The organism is Mycoplasma struthionis, from assembly GCF_003855455.1.
Lineage (GTDB): Bacteria > Bacillota_I > Bacilli_A > Mycoplasmatales > Metamycoplasmataceae > Metamycoplasma > Metamycoplasma struthionis.
In genome coordinates this window covers 426388-452024 of the sequence record NZ_CP034044.1, presented here as the reverse complement: position 1 = coordinate 452024, position 25637 = coordinate 426388, and the positions used below count along the sequence as shown (strand labels likewise).

Below are 25637 nucleotides of genomic sequence, written 5' to 3'. Positions count from 1 at the left end.
TGAGGGATTTATCTAACATGTATATTGTTAAATTTAAAACCTTTCTCTATGTAAGAAAGGTTTTTATTTTTATGAAAAAATTACTTACATCAGAAAGCGTCGGAGCAGGACACCCTGATAAAATTTGTGATCAAATTAGTGACGCAGTATTAGACGCTTTATTAAAACATGACCCACATGCTAGAGTTGCTTGTGATGTTTTAGCTAACAACAATATTATCTATATTGGAGGTCAAATTACAACTAAATCTTATGTAGACACAGTTAAAGAGGCTTGAAAAGTTTTAAAACCATTAGGTTATAGTGAAACTGATTTTACAATTATGAATGGAATTATTCCTCAAAGTAATGATATAGCTTTAGGTGTCAATAAATCAGAAGAACATGAATTAGGTGCTGGTGATCAAGGTATTTTATTTGGTTATGCAACTGATGAAAATAAATATTTTATGCCTTGAAGTATTGTTTTAGCTCATGAACTTGTAAAAAGGGCAGAAACTTTACGTCTATCACATAAATTTCTATATGCAAAAAGCGATATGAAAAGCCAAGTAACAATTGAATATGATGATGAAACAAATAAATTTGAAGTTAAAAAAGTATTAATGAGTATTCAACATGATAACAATTATGATGAGAAAAAATTTAAAGAATTTATTAAAAAAGAAATAATTGAGTATGTTTTAAAAGCTCATAAATTTAATAATGATTATGAAATTTTAATTAATCCAACAGGACGTTTTGTAATTGGAGGCCCAGTTGGAGATACTGGTTTAACTGGAAGAAAAATTATAGTTGATACTTATGGTGGTTTTGCTCATCACGGTGGCGGAGCATTTTCAGGAAAAGATGCAACAAAAATAGATCGTTCAGCAGCATATATGGCTAGATATATTGCTAAAAATATAGTAGCTGCAAAAATAGCAAAAAAATGTGAAATACAGCTTTCATATGCAATAGGTTTACCTCGTCCTCAATCAATTTATGTTGATACGTTTAATAGTTCAAAATATTCTGAAAAAGAAATTATTGATATGATTTATTCTGTCTTTGATTTAAGTGTTGAAGGTATAATTAAAACATTAGATTTATTAAGACCTATTTATTTACAAACTGCTTCATTTGGGCATTTTGGTAGATTAGATCTTAATTTACCTTGAGAAGAATTAAATGCTATAAACAAAATACAAGATTATTTTAAAAAATAGGAGATTATATGTCACAACTAATTAATAAAGAATTCCCTCAATTTGAGTTAGTATCTTTTTATGAAAATAAAATTAATAGAAGTTTTAAAAATGATGATTTAAAAGGGAAATGAACAGTGTTATGCTATTATCCTGCTGATTTTTCAGGAGTTTGTCCTTTTGAATTAATTGAACTTCAACAAAATTATGAAGAATTTAGAAAAGAAGGTGCTCAAATTTTAGTAGTTTCAAACGACAGCGTTTATACACATAAAGCATGACATGATTTTGATAAAGAAATTAATAAAGTAGAATATCCTATGTTAGCTGATAAAAATGCTAAATTATCTAAAGAATTAGGGATTTACATTGAAGAAAAAGGTATAAGTTATAGAGCTTCATATATTATAAATCCAGAAGGAATTATTAAAGCATTAGAGGTTAGCGATACACCAATTATTAGAGATAGTTTTGAATTAATTAGAAAATTAAGAGCTGCTAAATATGTTTCAGAAAACCATAATGCATGTTTAAATAACAACTTAATTAGAGTGAAAAATAATGCTTAAGTGCATTATTTTTTTAACTTAAAATTAATAAATTTTGCAAATTTTTTAAAAGCAAAAAAATTAAAACATTCTTAAAATTAGACAAAAAACTTTTTGTATAATAAAAATGATTACTACAATCAAAATTAAAATTTTATAAGGACTGATATGAAAAAATCTGCAAAATATTTATTATCTTTATCTACTCTAGGTATAGCTTTAACTACACCATTAATTGCCTTGTCATGCAAAAAAGAAACTAAAACAAAAATGCAAGAAAATAAAGAAGAAAAAGACGTGTTAGAATCATTAAAAAATAAAGATTCTATTACAGTTTTAAAAGAAATGTTTAAAGACAGCACTGAACAAATATTAGCAAATCAAAAACCTGAAGTAATTAATAAACTAAATGAATTATCATCTCAGGCAACCAGACCATATTTATACACTAAAAAAGTAAAAAATGAAACTGGAAACAATATTTACACTATTAAATTTTCATTAGATTCTAAATCTATTGATAAGGGTGATGAAAATCAAGTTTTAAACATTAATTTTAAAAACTCTAAATTAAACGAAAAATTATTAGAACCTTTATTTAACTCTATGTTAAATGTTGATAATCAAAAAGAAAATGTTGAAAGACCAAAAGTTAAATTTGCGGCTATCAAATGAGAAGAAGCAAATGGTTCAAAAAGATATTATTTACACGTTAAATTTGCTGGCGACGGAACAGTTGACGTAACAACTTTAACTGGTTCTGATGTTCCAAAAGTAGATGGCGAATATAAAGTTTATATTAACTAATAAATATCTTGCTTTATTACCAACCTTTAGGTTGGTTTTTTATTTCTTTGTTGTATAATTTATAAGATTATCTTTAGAAAAAAAGGAGCAAAAATGTTAGATGTATGTGGAATTAGTAAAATATTTCCTGATAAAAAATTATTTAGCAATGTTAATTTAAAATTTTTACCTGGGAATGTTTATGGAATAATTGGAGCTAATGGTGTTGGAAAATCAACTTTTTTAAAAATTTTAAGTGGCGAAGTTGAAGCTAGTGAAGGTCAAATTGTAAAAGAAAAAAATGCTAGAATGAGTGTTTTATCACAAAATCAAAACGAATATGATGCTTATAATGTTACTGACGTTGTAATCATGGGAAATAAAGAACTTTATGAATTAAATATAGAAAAAATAAAATTTATGAAAATCCTGAAGCAACAATGGAAGATTATGAAAGAGCTAGTCATTTAGAAGAAAAATTTGGTGAAATGGGTGGTTGAAATGCTGAAAATGATGCCCAAACACTTTTATCAAATTTAGGAATTGAACCTGAAAAATGAAATGTTCAAATGTCTGAACTTAAAGCAAATGAAAAAGTTAAAGTTTTATTAGCTAAAGCATTATTTGGAAATCCAGATATTTTAATAATGGACGAACCAACTAACAGACTAGATTTAAAAACAATTAAATGACTTGAAAACTTTTTAATGGATTACCCTAATATTGTTATTGTAGTTTCTCACGATAGTGACTTTTTAGATGCTATTTGTACAAATATTATTGATATTGATTATTCAGAAGCAAAAATGTTTGTTGGGAACTATTCATTTTGAAAACAATCAAGCCAGTTATTAATCGAAATGCAACAAAAACAAAATTTAAGAAAAGAAGAACAAGCTCAAAAACTTAAAGAATTTATTGCTCGTTTCTCTGCTAATGCTTCAAAATCAAAACAAGCAACAAGTAGAAAAAAATTATTAGACAAAATTGTGATTGATGAACTTAAACCTTCTTCAAGAAAATACCCATATATAAATTTTGAATTAAATAGAGCACCTGGAAAACAAATTTTATCAGTTGAAAATCTAACCTATGTAAATGATGCTGGTGAAACATTATTTGAAAACGTAAGTTTTACAATTAGACCTGGTGATAAAATGGTTATTATAGGAAATGATGACATTGCAAAAACTAGATTATTAGAAATAATAATGGGCAAAAGAAAACCAACTTCTGGAACAGTTAACTGAGGTATTACAATCAAACCTAATTACTTTCCAAACAATAACTCAGAATACTTTTTAGAATCTCAAACAATTTTAGAATGAATTAGTAAATGACCATTAAACAACTCAACTCAAGAAACTAAAGATAATAGTGATTCAAGAATGAGAGCCTTTTTAGGAAGAATGCTTTTCTCAAATGACAGTGTTTTTAAAAATGTAACAGTTACAAGTGGTGGTGAAAAAGTTAGATTAATGATGTCTAAACTTATGTTAGAAGAAAGCAACTTTTTAGTATTTGACCAACCATTAGATCATTTAGATTCAGAATCTATTGATAGTTTAATTGAAGCTGTAAAAAATTACAAAAGTTCATGTATTTTTACAACATATAATAGAGCCATGATAAAAGAATGTGCATCAGTTATTTTAGAAATTAAACCAAAACAAAGCTTTTTATTTTATGGTTCACTTGAAGAATATGAAGAAGCTATGGGATATTAAAAGCGAGGTTATTACAACCTCACTTTTTTTATAATAATTTTTTTGCTTTTTCAGTAGTTTTAAAAGATATTTTTGCAACTAAAGCAAGTTTAGATTCACCGTGTAACTTAATAAACTCAGCTGCTTGTTTATCAACTTCTAAAGAAGCACCTAATTTAAAGTTAAAGTTATATAGTTCATTTTGCCTTTTCATATGTTCAAGCAATAAATATCTTGCAATAATGGATGCACAAGCTACTGCTAAGCATTTGCTTTCACCTTTTGTTTCTAAATAAAGTTTAGAAACTGGGTTTGAAAAATTTAATCAGTCAATATTTTTGAGTTTAATAAAATGTTTTTCCAAGATATCTCAAGATACAACATATTGATCTATTAAAACTGGTATGTTTTCTAAATTATTTTTAGCTACTAATTGATTCAAGGAATTGCTATGAATTAAAGTCTTTATTTCATTGTTATTAATTTTTGAATTAATTAATTTGTTATATCCTCTTTGTGTTAATAGTGTTTTTGAATAATGAACTTTGTTTTTTAAAAAATCATAAAGTTCAATTATTTTTTTAGTAGAAAGTTTTTTACTATCTTTTACTTCTGAATTTAAAATTTCATTATAAAATTCAGGTTTTATATAACACGCTACAGAAACAACGGGTGTAAAATAATCTCCTACTCCAGTTTCATCTATACCAATAAAATTTTTATATTTTTCTTCGATACTTGTCATAATTATTTTTTTCTTTAGTGATTTTATTTTTTAGAATAAAAGTTTTCTGCTCCAACTGTTTTAACTTGGTTAGTTTTTAATTTCTTTTCGATTCCCATTTGAATGTATTTTTCAGGGTCATCTAAAAACGCATTAATAAAATGTCCTACTGCACCTTCTTTATTTGTTTGAGGCATAACAACTGTTGACATTTCTTTTATTTCATTAACTGCGTTTGCAGGTGCAACACCTATATTTCCAATACTATACATACTTAAGTCGTTATATGAATCTCCCATAACAACTGTATCATTTATATCTATATTGTAATATCTCATCATTAATGAAATAACTTTTCCTTTATCAACACCAATAGAAGTAATGTCAAATACAGGGCTTAATCCTTCACCTTTTGATCAAGATGAAAATTCTCCTAAATCTCCATATCTTCTTTTTAAATAAGTTAATAATTCTAAAACGTTTGTAGTTGGTTTAGCATCAAAAACAATTCCAGTTGGTTTAAGAGGTAATTTTTCTAAGTTAATACTTTCCCTAAATTTTGTTGCTTGATTAAAACCGAAAACTTTTTCTAAATGAGGGTCTCTGTGCATAAGTTGAACTCAGTCAGGACCTTCAATTGCATAGTTTGAAATTTCTTGTTTTACTTTTTGATCCCCTAATATGTATAAAACTTCATTTAAGTCTAAATAAGATATTGTGGGAATAAAAAATGGATCTGCAGGGTTGTGTATGTGTGCTCCATTATAATTACCAACAATAGCATTTAAACCTAATTTTTCATAAATAGGCATAGTACTACGTCATGGACGACCAGTAATTATTGAAACAATATGACCTTCTGCTACGGCTCTTCTAATTGCTTTTTCAGTTTCAGGATGAATTGTTCCTAAACCAGAATCAGCTAAAAGAGTTCCATCTAAATCAAGAGCAAATAAGAATCTTCTTTGATTTGAGTCTTTATTAAAAGCCATTTTTTCTCCTTAAAATAATTTATTTCATTAAAAATTGTACTATTTTTTAGTGCTTTTTTAACTTTTTTAAGTTTTAGAAAAGAAAAGAAGAAAGTTTTTTTCTTCTTTTTTTGAACTTTTAATATTTGTTTGAGTTATCGGTTCTGCCTTCCATAATCGCAACTGATTTAGAAGTACCTAAACGATTGGCACCAAGTTCGATCATTTTTAAAGCATCTTCTTTATTTTTAATTCCGCCTGATGCCTTAATAAATAATTTATCACCACATACTGATTTCATGATTTCAACATCTTCAAAAGATGCTCCTCGATATGAAAATCCTGTTGAAGTTTTTATAAAATCAGCTCCTGATTGCATTACTAACTCTGTAGCTTTTTTAATTTCATCTTTTGTTAATAAAGCTGTTTCTACAATAACTTTTAAGATTTTATCTCCACAAACATCTTTTATCGCTTTAATTTCATTTAATACATATTCGTATTGTTTATCTTTAAAACGACCTATGTTTATAACCATGTCAATTTCATCTGCACCATGTTCTAGAGCAATTTTAGTTTCAAAAACTTTTACCTGTGTTGTATTGTATCCTAATGGGAATCCAATAACTGTACATACTAAAACATCTGTGTTTTTTAATGCTTCTTTAGCATATTTGATGTATGAAGGAGCTATACAAATTGATTTAAAATCAAATTTTTTTGCTTCTTCAATAATTTTATCAATATCTTTATGAACAGACTGTGCAGAAAGCAAAGTGTGATCAATATATTTATTTAAATCCATATATCCTCGAGTAATTTTTAATTAATAATATTTATGATAATTTGGCGAAAACTTCTTTAATTTCGTGTATTTCTTTGCTAAATTCTATTGCATTTAGCAATTCGCCTTCTAATGATTTGTCAATTGGGTTTGATGAATAAAGAGTGAAAAGTACATCGCCTTTGTTCACAAAATCATTTGAAGCTTTATTTAAATAAATTCCAGCTTCATAATCTATGCCATCTTCTTTTTTAGCACGACCAGCTCCTAATTTCATAGCAACTAATCCAAAATCAATGGCTGACTTAATTTTTAAATATCCTTCTTTTTGTGAAACAATTTCATATTTATATGCAGGATTAAATCAATTTTCTTTTTCAATTAATTCTGCTTTTCCACCTTGTGATTTAATTCATTCAACAAATTTTTCATAAGCTCTACCGCTTGAGATGCTTTCATCTATTAATTTTCTAGCTTCTTCTTCGTTTTTAGCTTTATCTGCTAAAACTAATAAAGTTGAACCTGATGAATAAACTATTTCAGCAAAATCCTTAGGTCCTTTACCTTTTAAGGTTTCCACTGCTTCTAGAACTTCAATTTTATTTCCTATGCTACGTCCTAATGGTTGTTCCATATTGGTAATTTCAACAGCAATTTTTCTGCCTAATTTTTTACCAATTTCAATCATTAAAACTCCTAATTTTTTAGCTTGTTCTATGTCTTTCATAAAGGCACCGTTACCACATTTAACATCTAATAAAATGCAGTTAGAACCAGTAGCTAATTTTTTAGACATAATAGAAGAAGCTATTAAAGGAATTGATTGAACTGTTCCGGTAACATCTCTTAATGCGTACATTTTTTTATCAGCAGGTACTAATTTTTCATTTTGACCTACTAATGCTAAATTATGCTCTCTAACAGTTTCTTTAAATTGTTCGTCTGTTAAAGAAAAGTTGTAACCTTCGATTGATTCTAATTTGTCTAATGTTCCACCTGTATGACCCAGACCACGTCCAGACATTTTGGCTACCGTTAGACCTAATGATGCAAGAATAGGACATAATGCAATACTTACTTTATCTCCTACACCACCTGTTGAATGTTTATCAACAATGGTTTTGCCTAAAAAAGATCAATCTAATACATCTCCTGAATACATCATTGCATTTGTTAAATAAGCTGTTTCTAAATCGCTTAATCCGTTTAATCTAATAGCCATTAAAAATGCAGATGCTTGATAATCAGGAATTTCATTATTTACATAACCATTAATAAAGAAATCGATTTCTTCTTTAGTTAAAGGTAAATTTTCAACTTTTTTTGTAATTACATCTATTGCTCTCATTAAAAAATCCTATTGGAAATCTTCTGCAAGAGCAAGAGCTAGTTTCATCATTTCGTTAAATGAATTTTGTCTTTCTTCACTAGTTGTATATTCGTGAGTTACTAGGTTATCTGAAATTGTTAATAAACAAGCTGCTTTTTTGTTTAATCTTTCAGCTACTGAAAATAGTCCGTAAGCTTCCATTTCAACACATAGAGCATCTCCAGCTTGTTTTGCTCTATCTAATGCTGGTGTAATTGAGTAGAATGCATCTTCTGACATAATTCTACCTTCATTAATTTTCATTCCTAATTTGTCAGCATGTTTTCTAATTAAATCGTTTAATTTATTGTCAGGATATGCAACTGTTTCTTTTGCTCCTGCAATCATGTTTGATCTAAATGCTGTACTTTCACTGTAAGCTGAATCTGCTAAAACTATTTCGTAGTTTTTTAATTCTGCTCTAAATGAACCAGCTGATCCAATTCTAACGATTGCTTCAACGCCATATTGACTAAATAATTCGTATGAATAAATACCAATTGAAGGAACACCCATACCTGAAGCACAAACAGAAACTTTGTGTCCTTGGTATGTTCCTGTATACATGAATACGTTTCTAACATTTGAAACTAATTCAACATTTTCTAAATAATTGTCTGCAATGTATTTTGCCCGAAGTGGGTCTCCTGGCATTAATACTAATTTCGCAAAAGCACCATCTTTTGCATTTATATGTGGGGTCATTGATTCTCCTTAAATTTTTATTTTATTTACATACAATTTTAATTTTACTCTAATTTTTATTAAAAATTAATTTAATTTACAATTTTAAGGCGTCTTGAAAATTATTAATTAATTCTGCTCCAGAATTTATTAAATAAATATTATTGTCGTTTTTTTCATCTTTACTAATAAAAAAACATGCAATATTTTTACCAAGATCTAAAAACTGTTCTACTAAGGGATTATTTTTGTTTTCCTTAGTAGCAACTAAAACTAATTTTTCAGATAAAGCACTAGTTACTCTTTGCCTTGTAAAAATGCTTTTTTTAGTTGGATGATAAAAATTAGGATATTCAGTAATAATTAATACATTTGGATGATTAAATAAATGTGGTTCTAATAATTTGCTTTTAGCATAATCAAGACCACATGAAACAATAATGATTACCTTTCCTTTTTTATTAATTAATTCATTAACTAATTTTTTATCATACCCGCTTCAATATTCACTTATAAAAACAACATCTTCTTTTATTTCAGGTATATTATTTAAAAACTCTAAAGTATGTTCATTTTCTAAATTTCCTGTTAAACATATTTTGTTTGGATTTTCAAGAATTTTTAAATCACCTGAATAATAAAAAACAAAAGGTGGTTTTTTAAGAACAGAAAGACTTTTTGGATAATTTTCATCTAAAATTGAAAAAAATTTAACGTTAATAATATCATTTTTTTCTAAAAATTCTTTCATCTGTTCTTTTGGAATTATTTCTTTATTTCTAAAAGCGTTATAGATATTGTCTCAATCACCTTTGTATTTGTAATTAAAAAATAATATAAATTCATTCATTTTTTTGCTCCCGAAATTAGTTTATAAATAAAAAAAGTTAAAAAAGTAAAGTTAAGAAAAAGTAAAGAAAAAAGAGAGAAAACTCTCTTTTTTTGCATTATAAACCGCTTTCTGTACTAATTTCTTAGCGCTAACTATTTATCTAAGTATAAAAAATACCTTCGGACTTTCGTTTGATTCCTAATATCCGATTCCCCTACCAAAATTTGGGTTTCTAACTCATGGAGTTTACATCGTTTCATCTTAACTAAATAAGCTCGTCTCTGTTGCACTAGTCGTCAACTATAAGTTGCCTAAACTTCTTAGGTTTAGCATGAACACTACATACATCGCAGTATGTGTTAGAGCGGATTTTCCTCTATATTTCTATAGCAGTTAGCCATGCTATTTTATTTTATCATTAAAATTAATTAAATATCTTTTTTTATGTTAAAATAATAGTGTTAATGGCGTTCGTGGCGAAGTGGTTAACGCTCCGGGTTGTGGCTCCGGCATACGAGGGTTCGATCCCCTTCGAACGCCCCATTTTTTTTATTCTTTTTTTAATTAAAATAATGAAAAAAAAGCAGATTAATCTGCTTTTTTCATCCCCTTAACATGACATTTTCTACAACGCACTTCATATTCATCTTGATCACCTAATAAATGTTGTGAATTGTCTTTTATTTTTCTAAAACTTGTTGAAGCAGCATGTTGACATTTAACACAAATTGCAGCTAGTTTTGTAACTCTTTCAGCTATTGCTAATAAATTAGGAATAGGACCAAAAGGTTGTCTTAAATAATCTTGATCTAATCCTGCTACTATAATTAAATAGCCTTTATTAGCTAAATCATCGGCAACTTTTACTAAATCTTGATTAAAAAAGTGAGCTTCATCAATAACAACAGCTTTAATTTCTGGATCTTTTTTTAATAATAAATAAAGATCATTAATATCTTCAAGCACATGAGTTTCATGACTTACTCCTGATCTACTAATAATTTTTTCAGATGAAAATCTTGTGTCAAATTTGGGTTTAATTACAAGTGGTTTTAATTTAGCATATTCTAATGTTCTTAATCTTCTTAGAAGTTCTTCACTTTTACCACTAAACATAGGACCAGTGATAACTTCTATCATTCCTTCGTTAAATATTTTGTACATTTTTATCCATTTCTATAACCTTATTTTATCTAATATTTTTTTAAATTTTTGATAAATAAAATTATTTTTTATTTGTAAAATTTTTTATTTTTTTAGTTAAAATATGCATCTTAAATTTTGAATTTTTGATAAAATAAATAAAGTTAAAAATCTAAATAAATAAGAGGTGAATTATGTCTTTAAAAGCTGGTATAGTAGGATTACCTAATGTTGGAAAAAGTACTCTTTTTTCAGCTTTGACTTTAAATGAGGCTGAATCTGCAAATTATGCTTTTACAACAATTGAACCTAATGTTGCAATAGTTAATTTAGAAGATAAAAGATTATATAACTTAGCTAAATTAGTTAATGCTAAAAAAGTTGTTCCCGCTACTTTTCAATTTGTTGATATAGCTGGGTTAGTAGAAGGTGCTTCTAAAGGTGAAGGACTTGGAAATAAATTTTTAGCAAACATAAGAGAAGTAGATGCAATTGTTCATGTAATAAGATGTTTTGAAAATAATGACATAATGCATGTTAAAAATGCAATTAATCCTCTTGATGATTTAAAAGTTATTAATTTAGAATTAATCTTATCTGATTTACAAACTGTTGAAAACATTCTTTCAAGAATTTCAAAAAGAGCTCAAAATAGTAATGATAAAGAACTAAAATTTGAATATGAAACTTTATTAAAAATTAAAAAGGCTTTAGAAAATGAAAAATTAATAAGACTTCTTGATTTAGATGAAGAAGAAAAAAAAGTTGTGAAATTTTATCAACTTTTAACTGATAAACCAACTATTTACGTTGCTAATTTAGATACTGAAAGTTTTAAAGATTTAGAAAATGCTAAACATTATCAAACTTTAAAAACATATTTAGAAAAAGAAAATGAATTATTGATTCCTATATCAATCAAAATTGAATATGAAGTATCAAAATTCGATTTTGAAGAAAAACAAATGTTTTTAGCTGAATATAATATTTCTGAATCAGGTATTGATAAAATAATTAAAGAAAGTTTTTATTTACTAAATCAAGCTACATATTTTACAGCTGGAGAAATTGAAGCAAGAGCATGAGTATTTAAAAAAGGTATGAATGCTGCAGAATGTGCCGGTATCATTCACACAGATTTTGAAAAGAAATTTGTAAAAGCCGAAGTAATAAAATATGAAGATTATATTGCTTATCAAGGCGAAAAAGGTGCAAAAGAAGCTGGAAAAATGCGTTTAGAAGGTAAAAACTATATAATGGAAGACGGAGACGTTTGTTATTTCAAAGTTGCTAAATAAAGCAACTTATTTAGGGGATTAGTTTAAAGGTAGAACAGAGGACTCCAAACCCTCTTGTACGGGTTCGATTCCTGTATCCCCTGCCATATAAAAAAAGTTGGGACACGCCCAACTTTTTTTCATTATTATTAGTTAATGTAAATTTTTAGAATTTTGTTTGAAGCAGGAGAAACACCTTTTGTTTTTAGTATGTCATCGCTACCGTCGCCTGACAATCTAACATGTAAATAAAATCTTCTTGCTGTTGCTTCCCCTTCTCATTTTATTGGTACAAATTTTGATTTCTTTTCTGGCGCACCATCAACACCATTGTCGCCATGTACCATTGAATTAAATAAAATAGTTGATAGTTGTTGGTGATTTTCAACATCATCTTTTAAAGCAATTATTAACTGTTGATCTGCTCCCGCAGTTTGAGTATCCTTGTTTGCTTTACCAAATTTAAGAGTGTTATTGTCTCCTTTTATAGTATAAAGTCTCTCTTTACTTGCAACTCCTACTAATTCATTTAGCTTAGCTATAATATTTTCAGCTTGTGGTTTTAATTGAACTTCAGTAGAATCTGAAAATAGTTTTTCTAATTTTAAAATATTTTCATTATTATTTACAACTGCTGGTGTAGCAACAGTTTCTTCTCTTCGATCAGCTGTTTCTGCAGCAGGTTGGTTACTTCTTTCAGCAGGTGCGGGTGCTGATGCTGGTGCTGGCACAGCGCCTTCTCTTCTTTCTGCAGCTGGTTGAGTTTGTGCATCGGTACCAGTTGTTCCAGCGTTAGCATCATCGCCTTGAGGTCTATTTACTACATTTGGTTGTGAATCACCTGAACTTGTTGTTCCAGATGGTTGACTAGATTCTTTAGGAGCGGCTGGTGTTTTAGGAGTTTTTGGTTTTTTAGGGGTTTTTGGTTTCGGTGCAACAGGATCTGGTTGAGCATTTAAATCTACTTGAGGATCTGTTGCTGGGTCATTAATATAAATCTTGAATTTTCCTTCTGAAAGTGGAATTTTTCTAGCATCACTTATGTTTGAAGATCCATCACCTGCGAATCTTACATATAAATAAAATCTTTTTTTACCATTTTCTGCATCTTCTCATTTAATTGGAATATATTTTGCATTATTTGATGGACCATTGTATGGATTTATAATAGTATTGTATAAATAAGTATTCAACTGTTCTTTTTCAAGAATTTCATCTTTAAACTCTAAAACAAGCCCTTTTGATTCATCAGCATTTGCATTATTTCTATTAACACCGATTTTTAATTTATTGCTTCTTTTTGATCCATAAATATATTCTTGTCTTGCAACATCTTGATTTTTAATAAGTTTGTAAAGTTCTTGTAAAACTTCTTGACTTTGAGGTTTTAATTTTACTTCTTCATTTGTTAATACTGCTTTTAATTTTTTAACAGCTGCACTGTCTTCAGGAATTTCAGGTTCAGCTGGTGTTTTATTTTCTGAATTTTCACCAGAATTAGAAGCTCCTGAATTGCCGTTCCCGGCTGCTCCTGTGTTTGGAGTTCCGTTATTTGCATTTCCGTCGCTAGGATTTTCTTTGTTTGAAGCACCATCATTTGTATTTGCTGGTTCTTCTTTACTGTTTTCTGTAGTTTTAGTATCAATTTTTTTAACTTCTTTATCACATGAAGCTGCTATCATACCTAATGTAAATAAAGGTAAAGGTGTTGTCAATAATAACAACATTTTTTTAGTTTTTTTCATTTATTTTTTCCTTTTATTTAATTCAAATTACTATAAAATTTTTGTCTTTTATAACTTAATTATACAAATGCAAAAAGAGTGAAATTTTTAAAATAAATTTATTTAAACAATTTTTTTTAATTAAATTACATAAAAAATATCAAAATATACTATTAACCTTGACAAACCTTTATTTTTATGTTAAAATATTAATTGTAATTTTTTATTTATATTCAAATCACTTTTGTTATAATTAAATATATATGCATCCTTAGCTCAGTTGGCAGAGCAAGGGACTCTTAATCCCTGGGTCGTGGGTTCGAGCCCCACAGGATGTACCATATCTTAAAAAAGCTTGTAAAATCAAGCTTTTTTTGTTCTTTAAAATCAAAAAAAGGACTTAATAAAAGTCCTTTTAATTTAGTTATTTATAATAAAATCTACATATTTTCCGTTATATAAAATTTGAACATTATCGTCTTCTTTTAATTTTCCATCTATTATTTCTAAAGCTAATTTTGTTTCAATATTCTTTTGAATAAATCTTTTTATAGGTCTAGCTCCAAACATTTCGTCATATGAAAATCTAGTTACATAGTCAATTATTGAATTATCAAAATTTAAAATAATCTTTTTATTAATAAATAAACGTTCTTTTAATTTATTTAATTCTAAAGCTACTATTTGTTTATAAAGATCAACTTCTAAAGCATTAAAGCGAACTATTTCATCTATTCTATTAATAAATTCAGGTCTAAAATGTTTTAATAAAAGTTTTTGTAATTTTTCATCATCTAATTTATTTTCAAGAATTTCTAAAGCTCCAATATTTGAAGTCATTATTATAATAGTATTTCTAAAATTAATTTTCTTACCTTTTGAATCATTAATATATCCATTATCTAAAATTTGAAGTAATATATTTAAAACATCACTATGTGCTTTTTCAATTTCATCAAATAAAACTATTGAATAAGGATGTTGTCTAATTTTTTCAGTTAATTGACCTCCATTATCATAACCAATATATCCTGGAGGCGAACCTATTAATTTAGAAACTGAATGCTTTTCTAAATATTCTGACATATCAATTCTAATTAAAGCATTTTCATTATCAAACAATAAATCAGCTAATGATTTAGCTAATTCAGTTTTACCTACGCCAGTTGGACCTAAAAATAGAAATGAACCAATTGGTCTATTAGGATCGTTTATATTTGCTTTAGATCTTCTTATAGCTTCTGAAACTAATTCAATTGCTTTATTTTGACCTATAATTCTTGATTCTAAATGTTTTTCTAAATTTAAAAGTTTATTTTTTTGATTTTCAAGCAATTTTGAAACAGGAATTTTAGTTCATTTTGAAACAACATTTGCTATTTCTTCAGCATCTACTATTTCTTTAATTAATGGATTTTTTCTTTGTTGAATTTTTTCTTCTAATGCTTGTTGTTTTTGTTTTAAATCAGGAATCAAAACATATAAAATTTTTGAAACTTCAACATAATTTCCATCACTTTGTAAAAGAGGTAATTGTCTATTTAATTCTTCTAAATTTTCTTTAATTGAAGATAATTTTTGAAGATCAGATTTTTCTTCTTTTCATAATAAATTCAATTCGTTTTGTTTTTGTTTTAAAGTCTTAAGTTCATTTTCTATTTCTAAAATTCTTTGTTTAGTTTTTTCTTGATTTTTATCTTCATTTTTTAAAGCTGCTTTTTCAATTTCTAATTTTGCTATATCATGATTTATATTTTCTAAAGGTTCAGGAATATAATTCATTTCAGTTTTAATATTAGCAGCTGCTTCATCAACTAAATCAATTGCTTTATCAGGTAAAAAACGATCTGAAATATATCTAGCTGATAAATTAGCGGCAGCTACTAAAGCTTCATCATCTATTTTAACTTCATGATAAGTTTCAAAACGTTCTTTAATTCCTCTTAATATAGTAATAGTATCATTTACTGATGGTTCATCAATAATTACTTTTTGCATTCTTCTTTCTAAAGCTGCATCTTTTTCTATATATTTACGATATTCATCTAAAGTAGTTGCTCCTATTAAATGAAGCTGACCACGGGCCATCATAGGTTTTAAAATATTAGCAGCATCCATATTACCTTCACCAGCTGCACCGGCTCCAACTAGCATATGAATTTCATCAATAAAAACAATTATTTGACCATTTGATTCTTCTATTTTTTTAATTACATTTTTTAATCTTTCTTCAAATTGACCACGGTATTGAGTTCCTGCTAATAATGAAGCTAAATCAAGTTCAATTAATTCTTTATTTTTTAAATTTTCAGGCACTTGATTTTCAATTATTTTTCTAGCTAGTCCTTCTACAATAGCTGTTTTTCCAGTTCCTGGTTCTCCTACTAAAACAGGATTATTTTTTGTTTTTCTTGATAATATTCTTACTAAAGATCTTATTTCTTCATCTCTGTTAATTACTGCTTCTAATTTATTTTTTTTAGCAAGTTCAGTTAAATTACGTCCATATTCTTTTAATGGATCTTTATTTTCTTCATTTGGTGTTCATGATGCGTTCATTTTAACCTCCTTAATTATTTATATTTAAATTATACCATATTTTTTAGCACTCAAATAAAAAGAGTGCTAAATTTTTAGTTTTTTTTATTGGATTTTGAAGATAATATATAAATTTTTATTTAAAAATATCTATAAAAATTAAAAATTTTTAATTTTATTTATTAAACAACAACAAAAATTTTTTTTGTTCTATAATGTTAAAAGGTTATTTTGATATAACCTAAACGAGTTAAAATGAAAGAAATTATTAACAAAAATTTTTGAACCATAAATTTTGTATTAAACATTATTATCTTTTTGGGCTATTTAGCCTTTTCATTTATAAGATTTGACCTTTTTTTAGGTCATATTTTTGGAATGATAACTTTTGTTAATCATATAGCTTCAATATATCTGATTACAAATTACATGTTTAATAAAACAAGTTCTATTAAAAAAAATAAAGCACTGTCAGTTTTAGTTTTTTTAGCTATGGGACTAGTAAATTTATTTATTATTGGTTTAGCAATTGGACTAAATTTAATTTATTCAAGAGAACATGAATTGAATTTATTTAGTTTTAAACCAGTAAACATTTTAACCATTATGACCCCTTACGTACTACTTGTTTTACATTTAGTCGCAATCGGTTTTATATCTTTAATCAAAGTAAAAAAATTAAAAACTATTGCTAAAAAGGAGGACAATGGATCGACTATTTCGTCTTAACTGATTCGGTGGACCTACAGATAAAATCTTTAAACCTACAGTTAATGAAAACCATATCTTCAGTCTAGCTGCTTTAATAGTAATTGTTTTGATTTTATCAGTACTAATTTATTTAGCTGTTAAAAGACAAAGCGTTCAAAAAAGTACTAGTGGTGGTCTTTTATTAGTTGAGGTTATGATTGATGGTTCAGATCAATTTATAAGCGAAATTCATGAAAGTAAATTTGATAAAATGAATCCATATTTTATATCAATATTTGTTTTCTTTTTATTTGGAAATTTACTTTCTTTAATAGGACTGACACCAATTGCAACAAATATATCGATTATATTTGCAGCCACTTTTATAACTTGAGTGGGAACAATGGTTGTCGGTTTGGTATTTAATAAATTTGCCTATCTATTTGAAAAAATGCTAAATCCTTTAGAATTAGTTTCAAACGTTTCACCTTTAATTTCTTTAACATTCCGTATGTTCGGAAACATTATTGGAGGAACTGTTCTAGTTACTTTAGGAACGCTATTTTTCAATTACATTTGATCAAAAATTATCGGCGTTTCATCAGATTCAGTAGCAGCACAAATAAATCCTTTAGGTGTGCTACTAATTCCTGCCTTTAATTTGTATTTTGATTTATTTGACAGCTTTATTCAAGCCACAGTCTTTATAATTTTATCAATTTCATATTGGAGTCAAGCGGCAAGTGGTGAAGAAAAAGAAAATCACAAAAAACACATTAGAGCATGAAAAAAAGAAGTTATTAAAAATAAACATAAAAAAGAGTTACAAAACTCTGATTTACAAACTAATAGTATTCAAACAGTTTAAGGAGAAAAAATGATTGATAATCTATCAAACTTAGCAGTTAATGCTTATAATAGTACAAAAATTGGAAATGGTAACCAATTAGCATATGGTTTAACTATGTTAGGTGCTGGTTTAGCTATTGCCGGTGCAGGTTTCGTTTCAGTTGGTCAAGGTATTGCCGTTGGTAAAGCCTGTGAAGCTGTTGGAAGAAATCCAGAAGCATTATCAAAAATTCGTACTTTATTAATTCTAGGTCTAGCTATTGTTGAAACTGCAGCTATTTATTGCTTTATTATTTCACTTTTATTATTCTTCGTTTAATTTCAAAAAATTATGCAATACGCAATTAATTTAGAAGAAGTTAGCCAAGCAAAGCCAACAATAAGTGATGAACTTGGTAAGGCATTTGACGGTTTAACTTTCAGTTGACCTTTCTTTGTATTTTCACTTTTAACTTTAGTTTTATTAACTTTAATAATTACTTTTTTAGTATATAAACCTATTAAAAAAATGCTAAAAAATCGTCAAAAATTTATTCAAGATAATATTGATGAATCTATTAAAGTTAAAGAAGAAGCTTTAAAAGCGCGTGAAGAAAATGATAAAAAAATTCTTGATGCTGCAAGTCAAGCTGCTACTATTATTAATAAAGCAAGAGTAGAAAGCGAAAGAATAATCCAAAGCGGTGCAGATGCTGCCAAGAAAAAAGCAGATATGATTTTAGAAACAGCTACTGTTTTAACAAACAAAAAAGCTGCTGAATTCGAAAAAAATCAAAAGAAAATAATAATGGAAAATGCTATCGATATTGCCAAAAAAATTATTGGTAGAGAAATTAAAGATAAAGATAATTTAAAACTTATTAAACAAGTTCTAGAAGAACAAGAATAATTTTATGAACTTTGGTGATTTAATTTACAATTGAGCTTTTGCTTTGTATGATTTATCTCGTTCAAGTAAAAAATTGAAAGAAATAACAGATGAAGCAGCTGAAATTGTAAGAGTTTTGAAAAAAAATAAAAATTATCTAGAAATTTTAAATTCTTATAATATTGATGACAAAATCAAAAATGATTTAGTTGACGAAGCTTTTAGTGGATACAATATTTATATTGTTAACACAATAAAATTAGCTATTAAACAACACTATATTAAATATATTATTTTTATATTAAATAAATTTGTTGAACTTTCAGATAACAAATTAAATATAAAATATGGAACAATTTTTACAACTAAAGAATTAAACCAAGAAGAAATTAAAAAATTTGAATTAAAACTATCAAAAGAATTAAATTCAGAAGTTCACTTAATTAATGAAATTGACGAATCATTAATCGGTGGAATCAAAATTAAAGTAGAGGATTACTTAATTGATAATTCTATTGATGGGCATTTAAGAAGATTAGTAAAAACAATTAAATAACGAAAGGAGGAATTATGTCTTTAAAACCTGTTGATTTATCAGCAATAATAAAATCACAAATCAAAAACTTTAATCAAACAGTTTCAACAGAAGAAGTTGGTAGAGTTATTACCGTTGGTGATGGGATTGCTTTAGTAAGTGGTCTAACAAACGTTGAATATGGTGAACTTGTTAAATTTGATTGTGGTATTTATGGAATGGCTTTAAATTTAGAAGAAGATTTAGTCGGTGTCGTTGTTATGGGTAATGACCGTAACATTGTTGAAGAAAGTATTGTAACAAGAACTAAACAAGTTATTTCTGTTCCTGTTGGAGACAAATTATTAGGTAGAGTAGTTGATGCTTTAGCAAACCCAATTGATGGAAAAGGTAAAATTGATTTTGATGTTACAAGACCTATTTTTAAAATAGCACCTGGAGTTATGACTCGTAAAGAAGTTAATGAACCTTTACAAACTGGTATTTTAGCAATTGACGCCATGATTCCTATCGGAAGAGGACAACGTGAATTAATTATCGGTGATAGACAAACCGGTAAAACTGCAATAGCAATCGATACAATAATTAACCAAAAAGGTAAAAATGTAAACTGTATCTATGTTGCAATTGGACAAAAAAATTCAACTATAACTCAAATAGTTGATCAATTAGATAAACACGGCGCTTTAGCTTATACAACAGTTGTTGCATCTTCTGCATCTGAAAGTGCTCCTTTACAATATATAGCACCATATTCAGGAGTTACAATTGCCGAAGAATGAATGGCTAAAGGAAAAGATGTTTTAATAGTTTATGATGACTTATCAAAACATGCTGTTGCTTATAGAACACTATCTTTATTATTAAGAAGACCACCTGGACGTGAAGCTTATCCTGGAGACGTTTTCTATTTACACTCTCAACTTTTAGAAAGAGCTGCTAGATTAAATTCAGATAATGGTGGTGGTTCAATTACTGATTTACCTATTATTGAAACTCAAGCAGAAGATATTGCTGCATATATACCTACAAACGTAATTTCAATTACAGACGGTCAAATTTTTACAAAAGAAGCCTTATTTAATTCAGGACAAAGACCTGCAATCGATATAGGTTATTCAGTTAGCCGGGTAGGTTCAGCCGCTCAAACAAAACTAATTAAAAAAGCTGTTTCAAGTTTAAAACTAGAATTAGCTCAATATAATGAAATGCTTGCTTTTGCACAATTTGGTAGTGATTTAGATGCTGCTACAAGAACAGTTCTAGAACACGGTGCTAAGGTTTATGAATTAGTAAAACAACCTCAATATTCACCATATTCACCTATTCAAGAAGCAATTCTACTATTTTGTACAAAATATCGTTTAATAAACGTTATTCCAAAAACATCTATTATTAATTACAAAAATGAAATTTTAACTTATTTTGCAACTGAAGCAGAAGCATTTGAAGTAGCAAGATTAATTTCTGAAAAACAAGATTGAAGTGAAGAATTAATCGAAATGCTTTATGATAAAATAATGAAATTTAATGAATCATTTGTAAAAACTATTCCACTTTACAACCCAGATTCATATCAACCAGTTCCAGAGTTGCCATGGAGAGCTTACAAAAAATAAAAAATAGAATTAATTCAATTAATTCAACTAAAAAAATCACAAAAGCAATGCAACTTGTTGCAACTGCTAAATTTGCAAAAATAAAAAATAAATATGAGAATATTGAAAACTATTACAAAAGCGTTCAAAGAGTTTTTATTAATTTAATTAAAAGCTCTGAACAAAATATTGATAAATTATTAAACTCACATTCTTGACATTTCAAAGCTAAAAGAAACTTATATATAGTTTTTGGAAGCGACTTGGGTCTTTGCGGATCTTATAATTCTGAAATGTTAAAAACTATTAATAAAGAAATAACTGGCGAAGATATTGTTATAGTAATTGGTTCAAAATTATTAAGTTTAATATCAAGAAATAAAAAATATCAAATTATTCAAACACTAACTCAAATAGGAGATAATCCTAGTTATGAATTAGCCCAAATAATATCTAAAAAAATCTATGATGTTATGCAAATTTCTTTATTAAAATCAGTGCGTTTAATTTATACACATTATGTAAATCCAATTAAAGCTGATCCTGTTATTAAAGAGATTTTCCCTATTTCAAAAGAAACAATTTCTCAAATACAGCAAGAAAACACATCAGCTGACATAATTGATCCAGATTCATTTGAACCTGATGCTGATACCATTTTGCAAAACTTCTTTGAAATCTTTTTTGAGGCATCTATTTATAGTGCTTTAACAAGTGCTAAATTAGCTGAAACGAGTCAAAGAAGAACCGCAATGGAACAAGCAAGTGATAATGCTGAAGATTTAATTGGAAAATTAAAAGTTCAATATAACTCATCACGTCAAGCTAAAATAACACAAGAATTAACCGAAATAATAAATGGTTCTAATTCTTAGAAAGGGAAAGTATGGAAAAAGAAGTTAAAAAAACAACTAGAAAAACTACTAAAAAACAACAACCTGCTTCTCCTGACACAAACATGGAAACAAAAAAAGAAATTAGTAATAATGTCGGTGTAATAACTCAAATTTTAGGAGCTGTTATTGACGTTAGATTTGAAGAAGGTAAAGCACCTAAAATGCTTAACGCTTTAAAAGTTTTAGACGTAACAAATGAACATGGCGGTGACCAAATTCTTGAAGTTGCTCAACATATAGGAAATGATACCGTTAGAACAATTGCCATGAACTTAACAATTGGATTAAGAAGAGGAATGAAAGTTTTAGACTTAGAAAATCCAATTATGGCTCCTGTTGGTAAAAAAATTCTTTCAAGAATGTTTAATGTTTTAGGTGAACCAATTGACTTAGATACAAATAAAACATTTGAAGAAAAATTACCAATTCACCGTGCTGCTCCAAGTTATGAAGAACAAAAATCAACAATGGAAATTTTTGAAACTGGAATTAAAGTTATCGACTTATTAATTCCATATATCAAAGGTGGAAAAATTGGTTTATTTGGTGGTGCCGGAGTTGGTAAAACAGTTTTAATTCAAGAACTTATTAATAACATTGCTAAACAACACGGTGGTTTATCAGTTTTTGCTGGAGTTGGTGAAAGAACTCGTGAAGGAAATGACCTTTACTATGAAATGAAAGCTAGTGGTGTTTTAGATAAAACTGCTTTAGTTTTCGGACAAATGAACGAACCTCCTGGAGCCAGAATGAGAGCACCTTTTACTGCTTTAACTATGGCCGAGTATTTCCGTGATAGCATGGGACAAGATGTTTTATTATTTATTGATAACATCTTCAGATTTACTCAAGCAGGTTCTGAAGTTTCAGCTCTATTAGGACGTATGCCTTCTGCTGTTGGTTATCAACCTACATTAGCTGTAGAAATGGGACAATTACAAGAAAGAATTACTTCAACTAATAAAGGTTCTATTACATCAGTTCAAGCAGTTTATGTTCCTGCCGATGACTTAACTGACCCTGCTCCTGCTACAACATTTACTCACCTAGATGCTAAAACAGTTCTAGACCGTGACATAGCCGCTTTAGGTATCTATCCAGCTATCGATCCTTTAGGTTCTAATTCAAGAATGATGGACCCAAATGTTATTGGTTTAGAACATTATAATACTGCTAGAGAAGTTCAAAACATCTTACAAAGATTTAAAGAATTACAAGACATTATCGCTATTTTAGGTATGCATGAACTTTCAGAACAAGATAAAAAAGTTGTTGCTAGAGCAAGAAGAATAAGAAACTTTTTATCACAACCATTTTTCGTTGCTGAAAAATTCTCTGGAATCAATGGTCAATATATTAAATTAGAAGACACTATAAGATCATTTAAAGAAATTTTAAGTGGTAAATATGATGAATTACCTGAAGAAGCTTTCTTATATGTCGGAACAATTGAAGATGTGGTTGAAAAAGCAAAAAAATTAGGAGCTGAAATTAAAGAATAATGGCTCAAGAAAAATTAATTCATGTCATAATCAGCACACCTTTAGGTAATTATTATGATGATTATGTAAGAATTTGTACTTTTCAAACAACAGAGGGAGAAATAGGATTAATGGCTGACGCCACATCATTTACTGGTTCTATTGTTCCTTCAAAAATATTATTAACAAAAGAAAATCATGAGCAAAAAACTTTTTATGTAAATACTGGTGTTGCTCAATTTCAAAATAATACTCTTTCATTTATAGTTTCTAAAATAGATGAAAAACCTCTTGATTTAGAAACTCAATTCGTTAAGGAAGATCAAAAGAAATACACAATTATTGAAGAAGTGGTATTAAAAAAGAAAATTCTTGACAAAAAATAATCTGGCATATCGCCAGATTTTATTTTTTTTTAAAAAATATATTAAAATTAAGATATATATAAACAAAATAAGGAATAAAATGAAGAAAAAAGTCAAAATTTTATATACATTATCTTTTTTAGCTTTTGCTATGCCTGCAACTGCAATATCTTGTATAAAAACAGATAAAAAAGAAGAGATTAGTAAAGATTTAAATGAAAAATTAGATAAAACTAATTTTATATATGAAAATAAAAATAATGTAGACGTTTTAAATAGTAATGAAGACGCAATAAAAATTGAAAACAATGATGAAGATTTAAGTTTTAAGATATCTAATTTTAAAAAACAACCAAAACTTAATTCAGTTTCTTTTGATGTCTATATTAAAAAAGACAACAAAATATCAGAAACAAGAAAAATGGTCATTAATGATTTTGCAATTACAGAAAATTATTTAAATGCATTATTAGATGACACTAAAACAACTTTAAAGTTAGGTGATGCTTCAAATGATGGTTCAGAAGAAACAGTAAAACAATTAAACGTTTGACATTTAGTAGAAGGTCAAGGAGCAATTCAAATTAATATAAAAAATCCAGATATGTACATTCCAGAAAATTTGGATTTAATAGTTGATTATAGCCCATTTGATGATTCAACTGAAGTTAATTCAAAATTTAATGGTACAGTTGATCTCGAAGTTCAACTTAATTATGAAAAAGAAAATAAAAAAGTTTCGTCAAAGAAAAAAATGATTAAATTTGAAAATCAACTTCAACCAGGTTTTTCTGTTGATTATTTAACTAAATTTAAAAAATTAACTTTTACATTTGATAATTTAGAAAACATATCAGTTTCACAAATTCAAGAAGGAAATTTATCAGATGAATTGAAAAGTCATTTAAAACCAGCTTTTGATGGCAATTTAGAAGCTGCAAAAGCATTTTTTGATAAACACAATATAACTTTTGAAAATATTAGAGTTGATGGAGTTTTAGCAGAAGAAAGAAAAATTAATTTATTAATTGATCTAAAAATGCCTAATACAGATGAAGAATGAGGAAAAGACACTCAATTTGAATTAACTGGATTAAAAGAAGTTCAAAAAGCTACAAATGAACAATTAGCCGAATTTGTTAAAAAATTAACTCATGGTGATTTTTATTTTGGTTCACTTTTAAATGAAAATAATAATGAAATACCATTAAGATATTCAGATAATAATAATATTACTCAAGAAAGTCCTATTTTAGATCAAGAACTTTTAAGTTTAAAAGGAATTACTGACTTTAATGTTGAGGAGTTAAACAAAGCTAAATATGATCAAAGCTCTCATAAATTAATTACTACTTTACATTTAAATGGTCAAGAATATACAATTGAAACCACTTTATCAAAACCAACTGTAGATATGGGTGTTTGAGCTAACGAAGTTGGTGACCAATTAACAGCTAAAGCAAACACAATAAATGCTATTTCATTAAATGTAACAAATTTAAATTTAAAAATTAAATTAAATAATAATTTAAGCAGTTTACCATTTATTAAAATTATTAGCATTACTAGAAAAAAAGGACCTGAAGTTGAAGCTGAACTTCAAAAAGGAACTGCAACATTAGTTTATACATTTAGAAATGAATTTTCAAATCAAATGTATAAATATGAAAAACAATTTACAGGTTTATTAGTAATAAATGATGAAACTATTAAACAAAAAATTAAAAGCAAACAAATAGTAAATGGAACCTTATCTGCTGATACAATTAATAAAATAAAAGCTTTACAAACAAAGAAAAATACCGAAACTCCTTTTGGAAGAGTTGAAGTAAAAAACAAAGTTTTAAAATTTGGAAAATCAGCTAAAACAGTTAAAAATGAATTTACAGGTTTAACTTTTGATAACGATTTTTTAGAGTTTGTTAACACTGATAGATTAATTAGCAATTCAGGAAAATTTTTAACTTTTAAAATTAAAAACAATAAATTATATTTACATTTTTACTTTGCAAGTGATACAAGCAAAACCTCATATGACGTTGAAGTTGCTAGTTTATAATGCTAAACAAAAAATCTCGCATT

At 27.4% G+C, this 25637-nt stretch carries 25 protein-coding genes, 3 tRNA genes and 1 other RNA gene; 19 read left to right on the top strand and 10 right to left on the bottom strand.

The window, feature by feature from the left end; genetic code table 4:
* Nucleotides 1-71: 71 nt before the first annotated feature.
* From metK to EGN60_RS01860, 5 genes are all read left to right on the top strand, one after another.
* A complete protein-coding gene (metK, locus tag EGN60_RS01875; protein ID WP_124724399.1) occupies nucleotides 72-1208 on the top strand; it encodes a methionine adenosyltransferase in 1137 nt (378 codons plus the stop codon).
* An 8-nt stretch (nucleotides 1209-1216) separates the two neighbouring features.
* On the top strand, nucleotides 1217-1756 hold the full coding sequence (locus EGN60_RS01870; protein WP_124724398.1) for a peroxiredoxin: 540 nt from the start codon (nucleotides 1217-1219) through the stop codon (nucleotides 1754-1756).
* Between the two features lie 147 nt (nucleotides 1757-1903).
* Complete coding sequence (locus tag EGN60_RS01865) at nucleotides 1904-2542, top strand: hypothetical protein (protein WP_124724397.1); 639 nt, start codon at nucleotides 1904-1906, stop codon at nucleotides 2540-2542.
* Between the two features lie 93 nt (nucleotides 2543-2635).
* A complete protein-coding gene (locus EGN60_RS03650) occupies nucleotides 2636-2992 on the top strand; it encodes an ATP-binding cassette domain-containing protein (protein ID WP_334198899.1) in 357 nt (118 codons plus the stop codon).
* The gene (locus tag EGN60_RS01860; RefSeq protein ID WP_334198898.1) at nucleotides 2962-4248 is read left to right on the top strand and encodes an ABC-F family ATP-binding cassette domain-containing protein; all 1287 of its coding nucleotides are present in this window, start codon (nucleotides 2962-2964) and stop codon (nucleotides 4246-4248) included. The genes EGN60_RS03650 and EGN60_RS01860 overlap by 31 nt, the downstream gene beginning before the upstream one ends.
* A gap of 28 nt (nucleotides 4249-4276) precedes the next feature.
* Here EGN60_RS01860 and EGN60_RS01855 read toward each other — a convergent pair whose 3' ends face one another.
* The 7 genes from EGN60_RS01855 to rnpB form a co-directional block, all read right to left on the bottom strand.
* Nucleotides 4277-4972 (bottom strand): ribonuclease HIII, encoded by a 696-nt coding sequence (locus EGN60_RS01855; RefSeq protein WP_124724396.1) that lies wholly within the window; start codon nucleotides 4970-4972, stop codon nucleotides 4277-4279.
* A 23-nt stretch (nucleotides 4973-4995) separates the two neighbouring features.
* Nucleotides 4996-5943 carry a Cof-type HAD-IIB family hydrolase gene (locus EGN60_RS01850; protein WP_124724395.1) on the bottom strand — a complete coding sequence of 316 codons (948 nt, stop codon included), beginning with the start codon at nucleotides 5941-5943 and terminating at the stop codon, nucleotides 4996-4998.
* Between the two features lie 118 nt (nucleotides 5944-6061).
* Nucleotides 6062-6727, bottom strand: a complete 666-nt coding sequence (gene deoC / locus EGN60_RS01845; RefSeq protein ID WP_124724394.1) for a deoxyribose-phosphate aldolase — start codon at nucleotides 6725-6727, stop codon at nucleotides 6062-6064.
* A 31-nt stretch (nucleotides 6728-6758) separates the two neighbouring features.
* A complete protein-coding gene (locus EGN60_RS01840; RefSeq protein WP_124724393.1) occupies nucleotides 6759-8054 on the bottom strand; it encodes a thymidine phosphorylase in 1296 nt (431 codons plus the stop codon).
* 9 nt (nucleotides 8055-8063) lie between these two features.
* On the bottom strand, nucleotides 8064-8780 hold the full coding sequence (gene deoD / locus EGN60_RS01835) for a purine-nucleoside phosphorylase (protein ID WP_124724392.1): 717 nt from the start codon (nucleotides 8778-8780) through the stop codon (nucleotides 8064-8066).
* A gap of 76 nt (nucleotides 8781-8856) precedes the next feature.
* Nucleotides 8857-9609: a DNA-processing protein DprA gene (locus EGN60_RS01830; RefSeq protein WP_124724391.1), complete on the bottom strand. Its 753-nt coding sequence runs from the start codon at nucleotides 9607-9609 to the stop codon at nucleotides 8857-8859.
* Nucleotides 9610-9704: 95 nt separating this feature from the next.
* Nucleotides 9705-9996: RNase P RNA component class B (gene rnpB / locus EGN60_RS01825), an RNA gene on the bottom strand.
* A 62-nt stretch (nucleotides 9997-10058) separates the two neighbouring features.
* Here rnpB and EGN60_RS01820 point away from each other — a divergent pair.
* Nucleotides 10059-10134: transfer RNA gene (locus EGN60_RS01820), tRNA-His, on the top strand.
* Nucleotides 10135-10179: 45 nt separating this feature from the next.
* Here the strand turns inward: EGN60_RS01820 and EGN60_RS01815 are convergent.
* Nucleotides 10180-10755: a thymidine kinase gene (locus EGN60_RS01815; protein WP_124724390.1), complete on the bottom strand. Its 576-nt coding sequence runs from the start codon at nucleotides 10753-10755 to the stop codon at nucleotides 10180-10182.
* A gap of 173 nt (nucleotides 10756-10928) precedes the next feature.
* Between EGN60_RS01815 and ychF the strand changes: the two genes are divergently transcribed.
* Together ychF and EGN60_RS01805 are read left to right on the top strand one after the other, a co-directional pair.
* Nucleotides 10929-12032, top strand: coding sequence for a redox-regulated ATPase YchF (gene ychF, locus EGN60_RS01810; protein ID WP_124724389.1), 1104 nt, complete (start codon nucleotides 10929-10931; stop codon nucleotides 12030-12032).
* A gap of 12 nt (nucleotides 12033-12044) precedes the next feature.
* Nucleotides 12045-12118, top strand: a tRNA-Trp gene (locus EGN60_RS01805).
* Nucleotides 12119-12160: 42 nt separating this feature from the next.
* On the opposite strand, the gene EGN60_RS01800 is transcribed toward EGN60_RS01805, so the two are convergent.
* Complete coding sequence (locus EGN60_RS01800; protein WP_124724388.1) at nucleotides 12161-13756, bottom strand: variable surface lipoprotein; 1596 nt, start codon at nucleotides 13754-13756, stop codon at nucleotides 12161-12163.
* 244 nt (nucleotides 13757-14000) lie between these two features.
* Between EGN60_RS01800 and EGN60_RS01795 the strand changes: the two genes are divergently transcribed.
* Nucleotides 14001-14076, top strand: a tRNA-Lys gene (locus EGN60_RS01795).
* A 79-nt stretch (nucleotides 14077-14155) separates the two neighbouring features.
* Here EGN60_RS01795 and EGN60_RS01790 read toward each other — a convergent pair.
* On the bottom strand, nucleotides 14156-16294 hold the full coding sequence (locus EGN60_RS01790) for an ATP-dependent Clp protease ATP-binding subunit (protein WP_124724387.1): 2139 nt from the start codon (nucleotides 16292-16294) through the stop codon (nucleotides 14156-14158).
* A 357-nt stretch (nucleotides 16295-16651) separates the two neighbouring features.
* On the opposite strand from EGN60_RS01790, the gene EGN60_RS01785 reads away from it, so the two are divergent.
* The 10 genes from EGN60_RS01785 (at nucleotide 16652) to EGN60_RS01740 (ending at nucleotide 25614) form a co-directional block, all read left to right on the top strand.
* Nucleotides 16652-17002, top strand: a complete 351-nt coding sequence (locus tag EGN60_RS01785) for a hypothetical protein (RefSeq protein WP_124724386.1) — start codon at nucleotides 16652-16654, stop codon at nucleotides 17000-17002.
* Nucleotides 16980-17831 (top strand): F0F1 ATP synthase subunit A, encoded by an 852-nt coding sequence (locus tag EGN60_RS01780; protein WP_124724385.1) that lies wholly within the window; start codon nucleotides 16980-16982, stop codon nucleotides 17829-17831. The genes EGN60_RS01785 and EGN60_RS01780 overlap by 23 nt, the downstream gene beginning before the upstream one ends.
* A 9-nt stretch (nucleotides 17832-17840) precedes the next feature.
* Entirely contained in the window at nucleotides 17841-18131 is a 291-nt protein-coding gene (atpE, locus tag EGN60_RS01775) for an ATP synthase F0 subunit C (RefSeq protein WP_186390756.1), read from the top strand.
* A 12-nt stretch (nucleotides 18132-18143) separates the two neighbouring features.
* A complete protein-coding gene (locus EGN60_RS01770; RefSeq protein ID WP_124724384.1) occupies nucleotides 18144-18701 on the top strand; it encodes a F0F1 ATP synthase subunit B family protein in 558 nt (185 codons plus the stop codon).
* A gap of 4 nt (nucleotides 18702-18705) precedes the next feature.
* Nucleotides 18706-19236, top strand: a complete 531-nt coding sequence (locus EGN60_RS01765) for a F0F1 ATP synthase subunit delta (RefSeq protein ID WP_124724383.1) — start codon at nucleotides 18706-18708, stop codon at nucleotides 19234-19236.
* A 14-nt stretch (nucleotides 19237-19250) separates the two neighbouring features.
* The gene (gene atpA, locus EGN60_RS01760; protein WP_124724382.1) at nucleotides 19251-20834 is read left to right on the top strand and encodes a F0F1 ATP synthase subunit alpha; all 1584 of its coding nucleotides are present in this window, start codon (nucleotides 19251-19253) and stop codon (nucleotides 20832-20834) included.
* Nucleotides 20813-21688 (top strand): ATP synthase F1 subunit gamma, encoded by an 876-nt coding sequence (gene atpG, locus EGN60_RS01755; protein WP_124724381.1) that lies wholly within the window; start codon nucleotides 20813-20815, stop codon nucleotides 21686-21688. The genes atpA and atpG overlap by 22 nt, the downstream gene beginning before the upstream one ends.
* Before the next feature lie 83 nt (nucleotides 21689-21771).
* Complete coding sequence (gene atpD / locus EGN60_RS01750) at nucleotides 21772-23211, top strand: F0F1 ATP synthase subunit beta (protein WP_124724655.1); 1440 nt, start codon at nucleotides 21772-21774, stop codon at nucleotides 23209-23211.
* The gene (locus EGN60_RS01745) at nucleotides 23211-23576 is read left to right on the top strand and encodes a F0F1 ATP synthase subunit epsilon (RefSeq protein WP_124724380.1); all 366 of its coding nucleotides are present in this window, start codon (nucleotides 23211-23213) and stop codon (nucleotides 23574-23576) included. Before atpD ends, EGN60_RS01745 begins: the two co-directional genes overlap by 1 nt.
* Before the next feature lie 79 nt (nucleotides 23577-23655).
* Nucleotides 23656-25614, top strand: a complete 1959-nt coding sequence (locus EGN60_RS01740; RefSeq protein ID WP_124724379.1) for a hypothetical protein — start codon at nucleotides 23656-23658, stop codon at nucleotides 25612-25614.
* The last annotated feature ends 23 nt before the right edge of the window (nucleotides 25615-25637 follow it).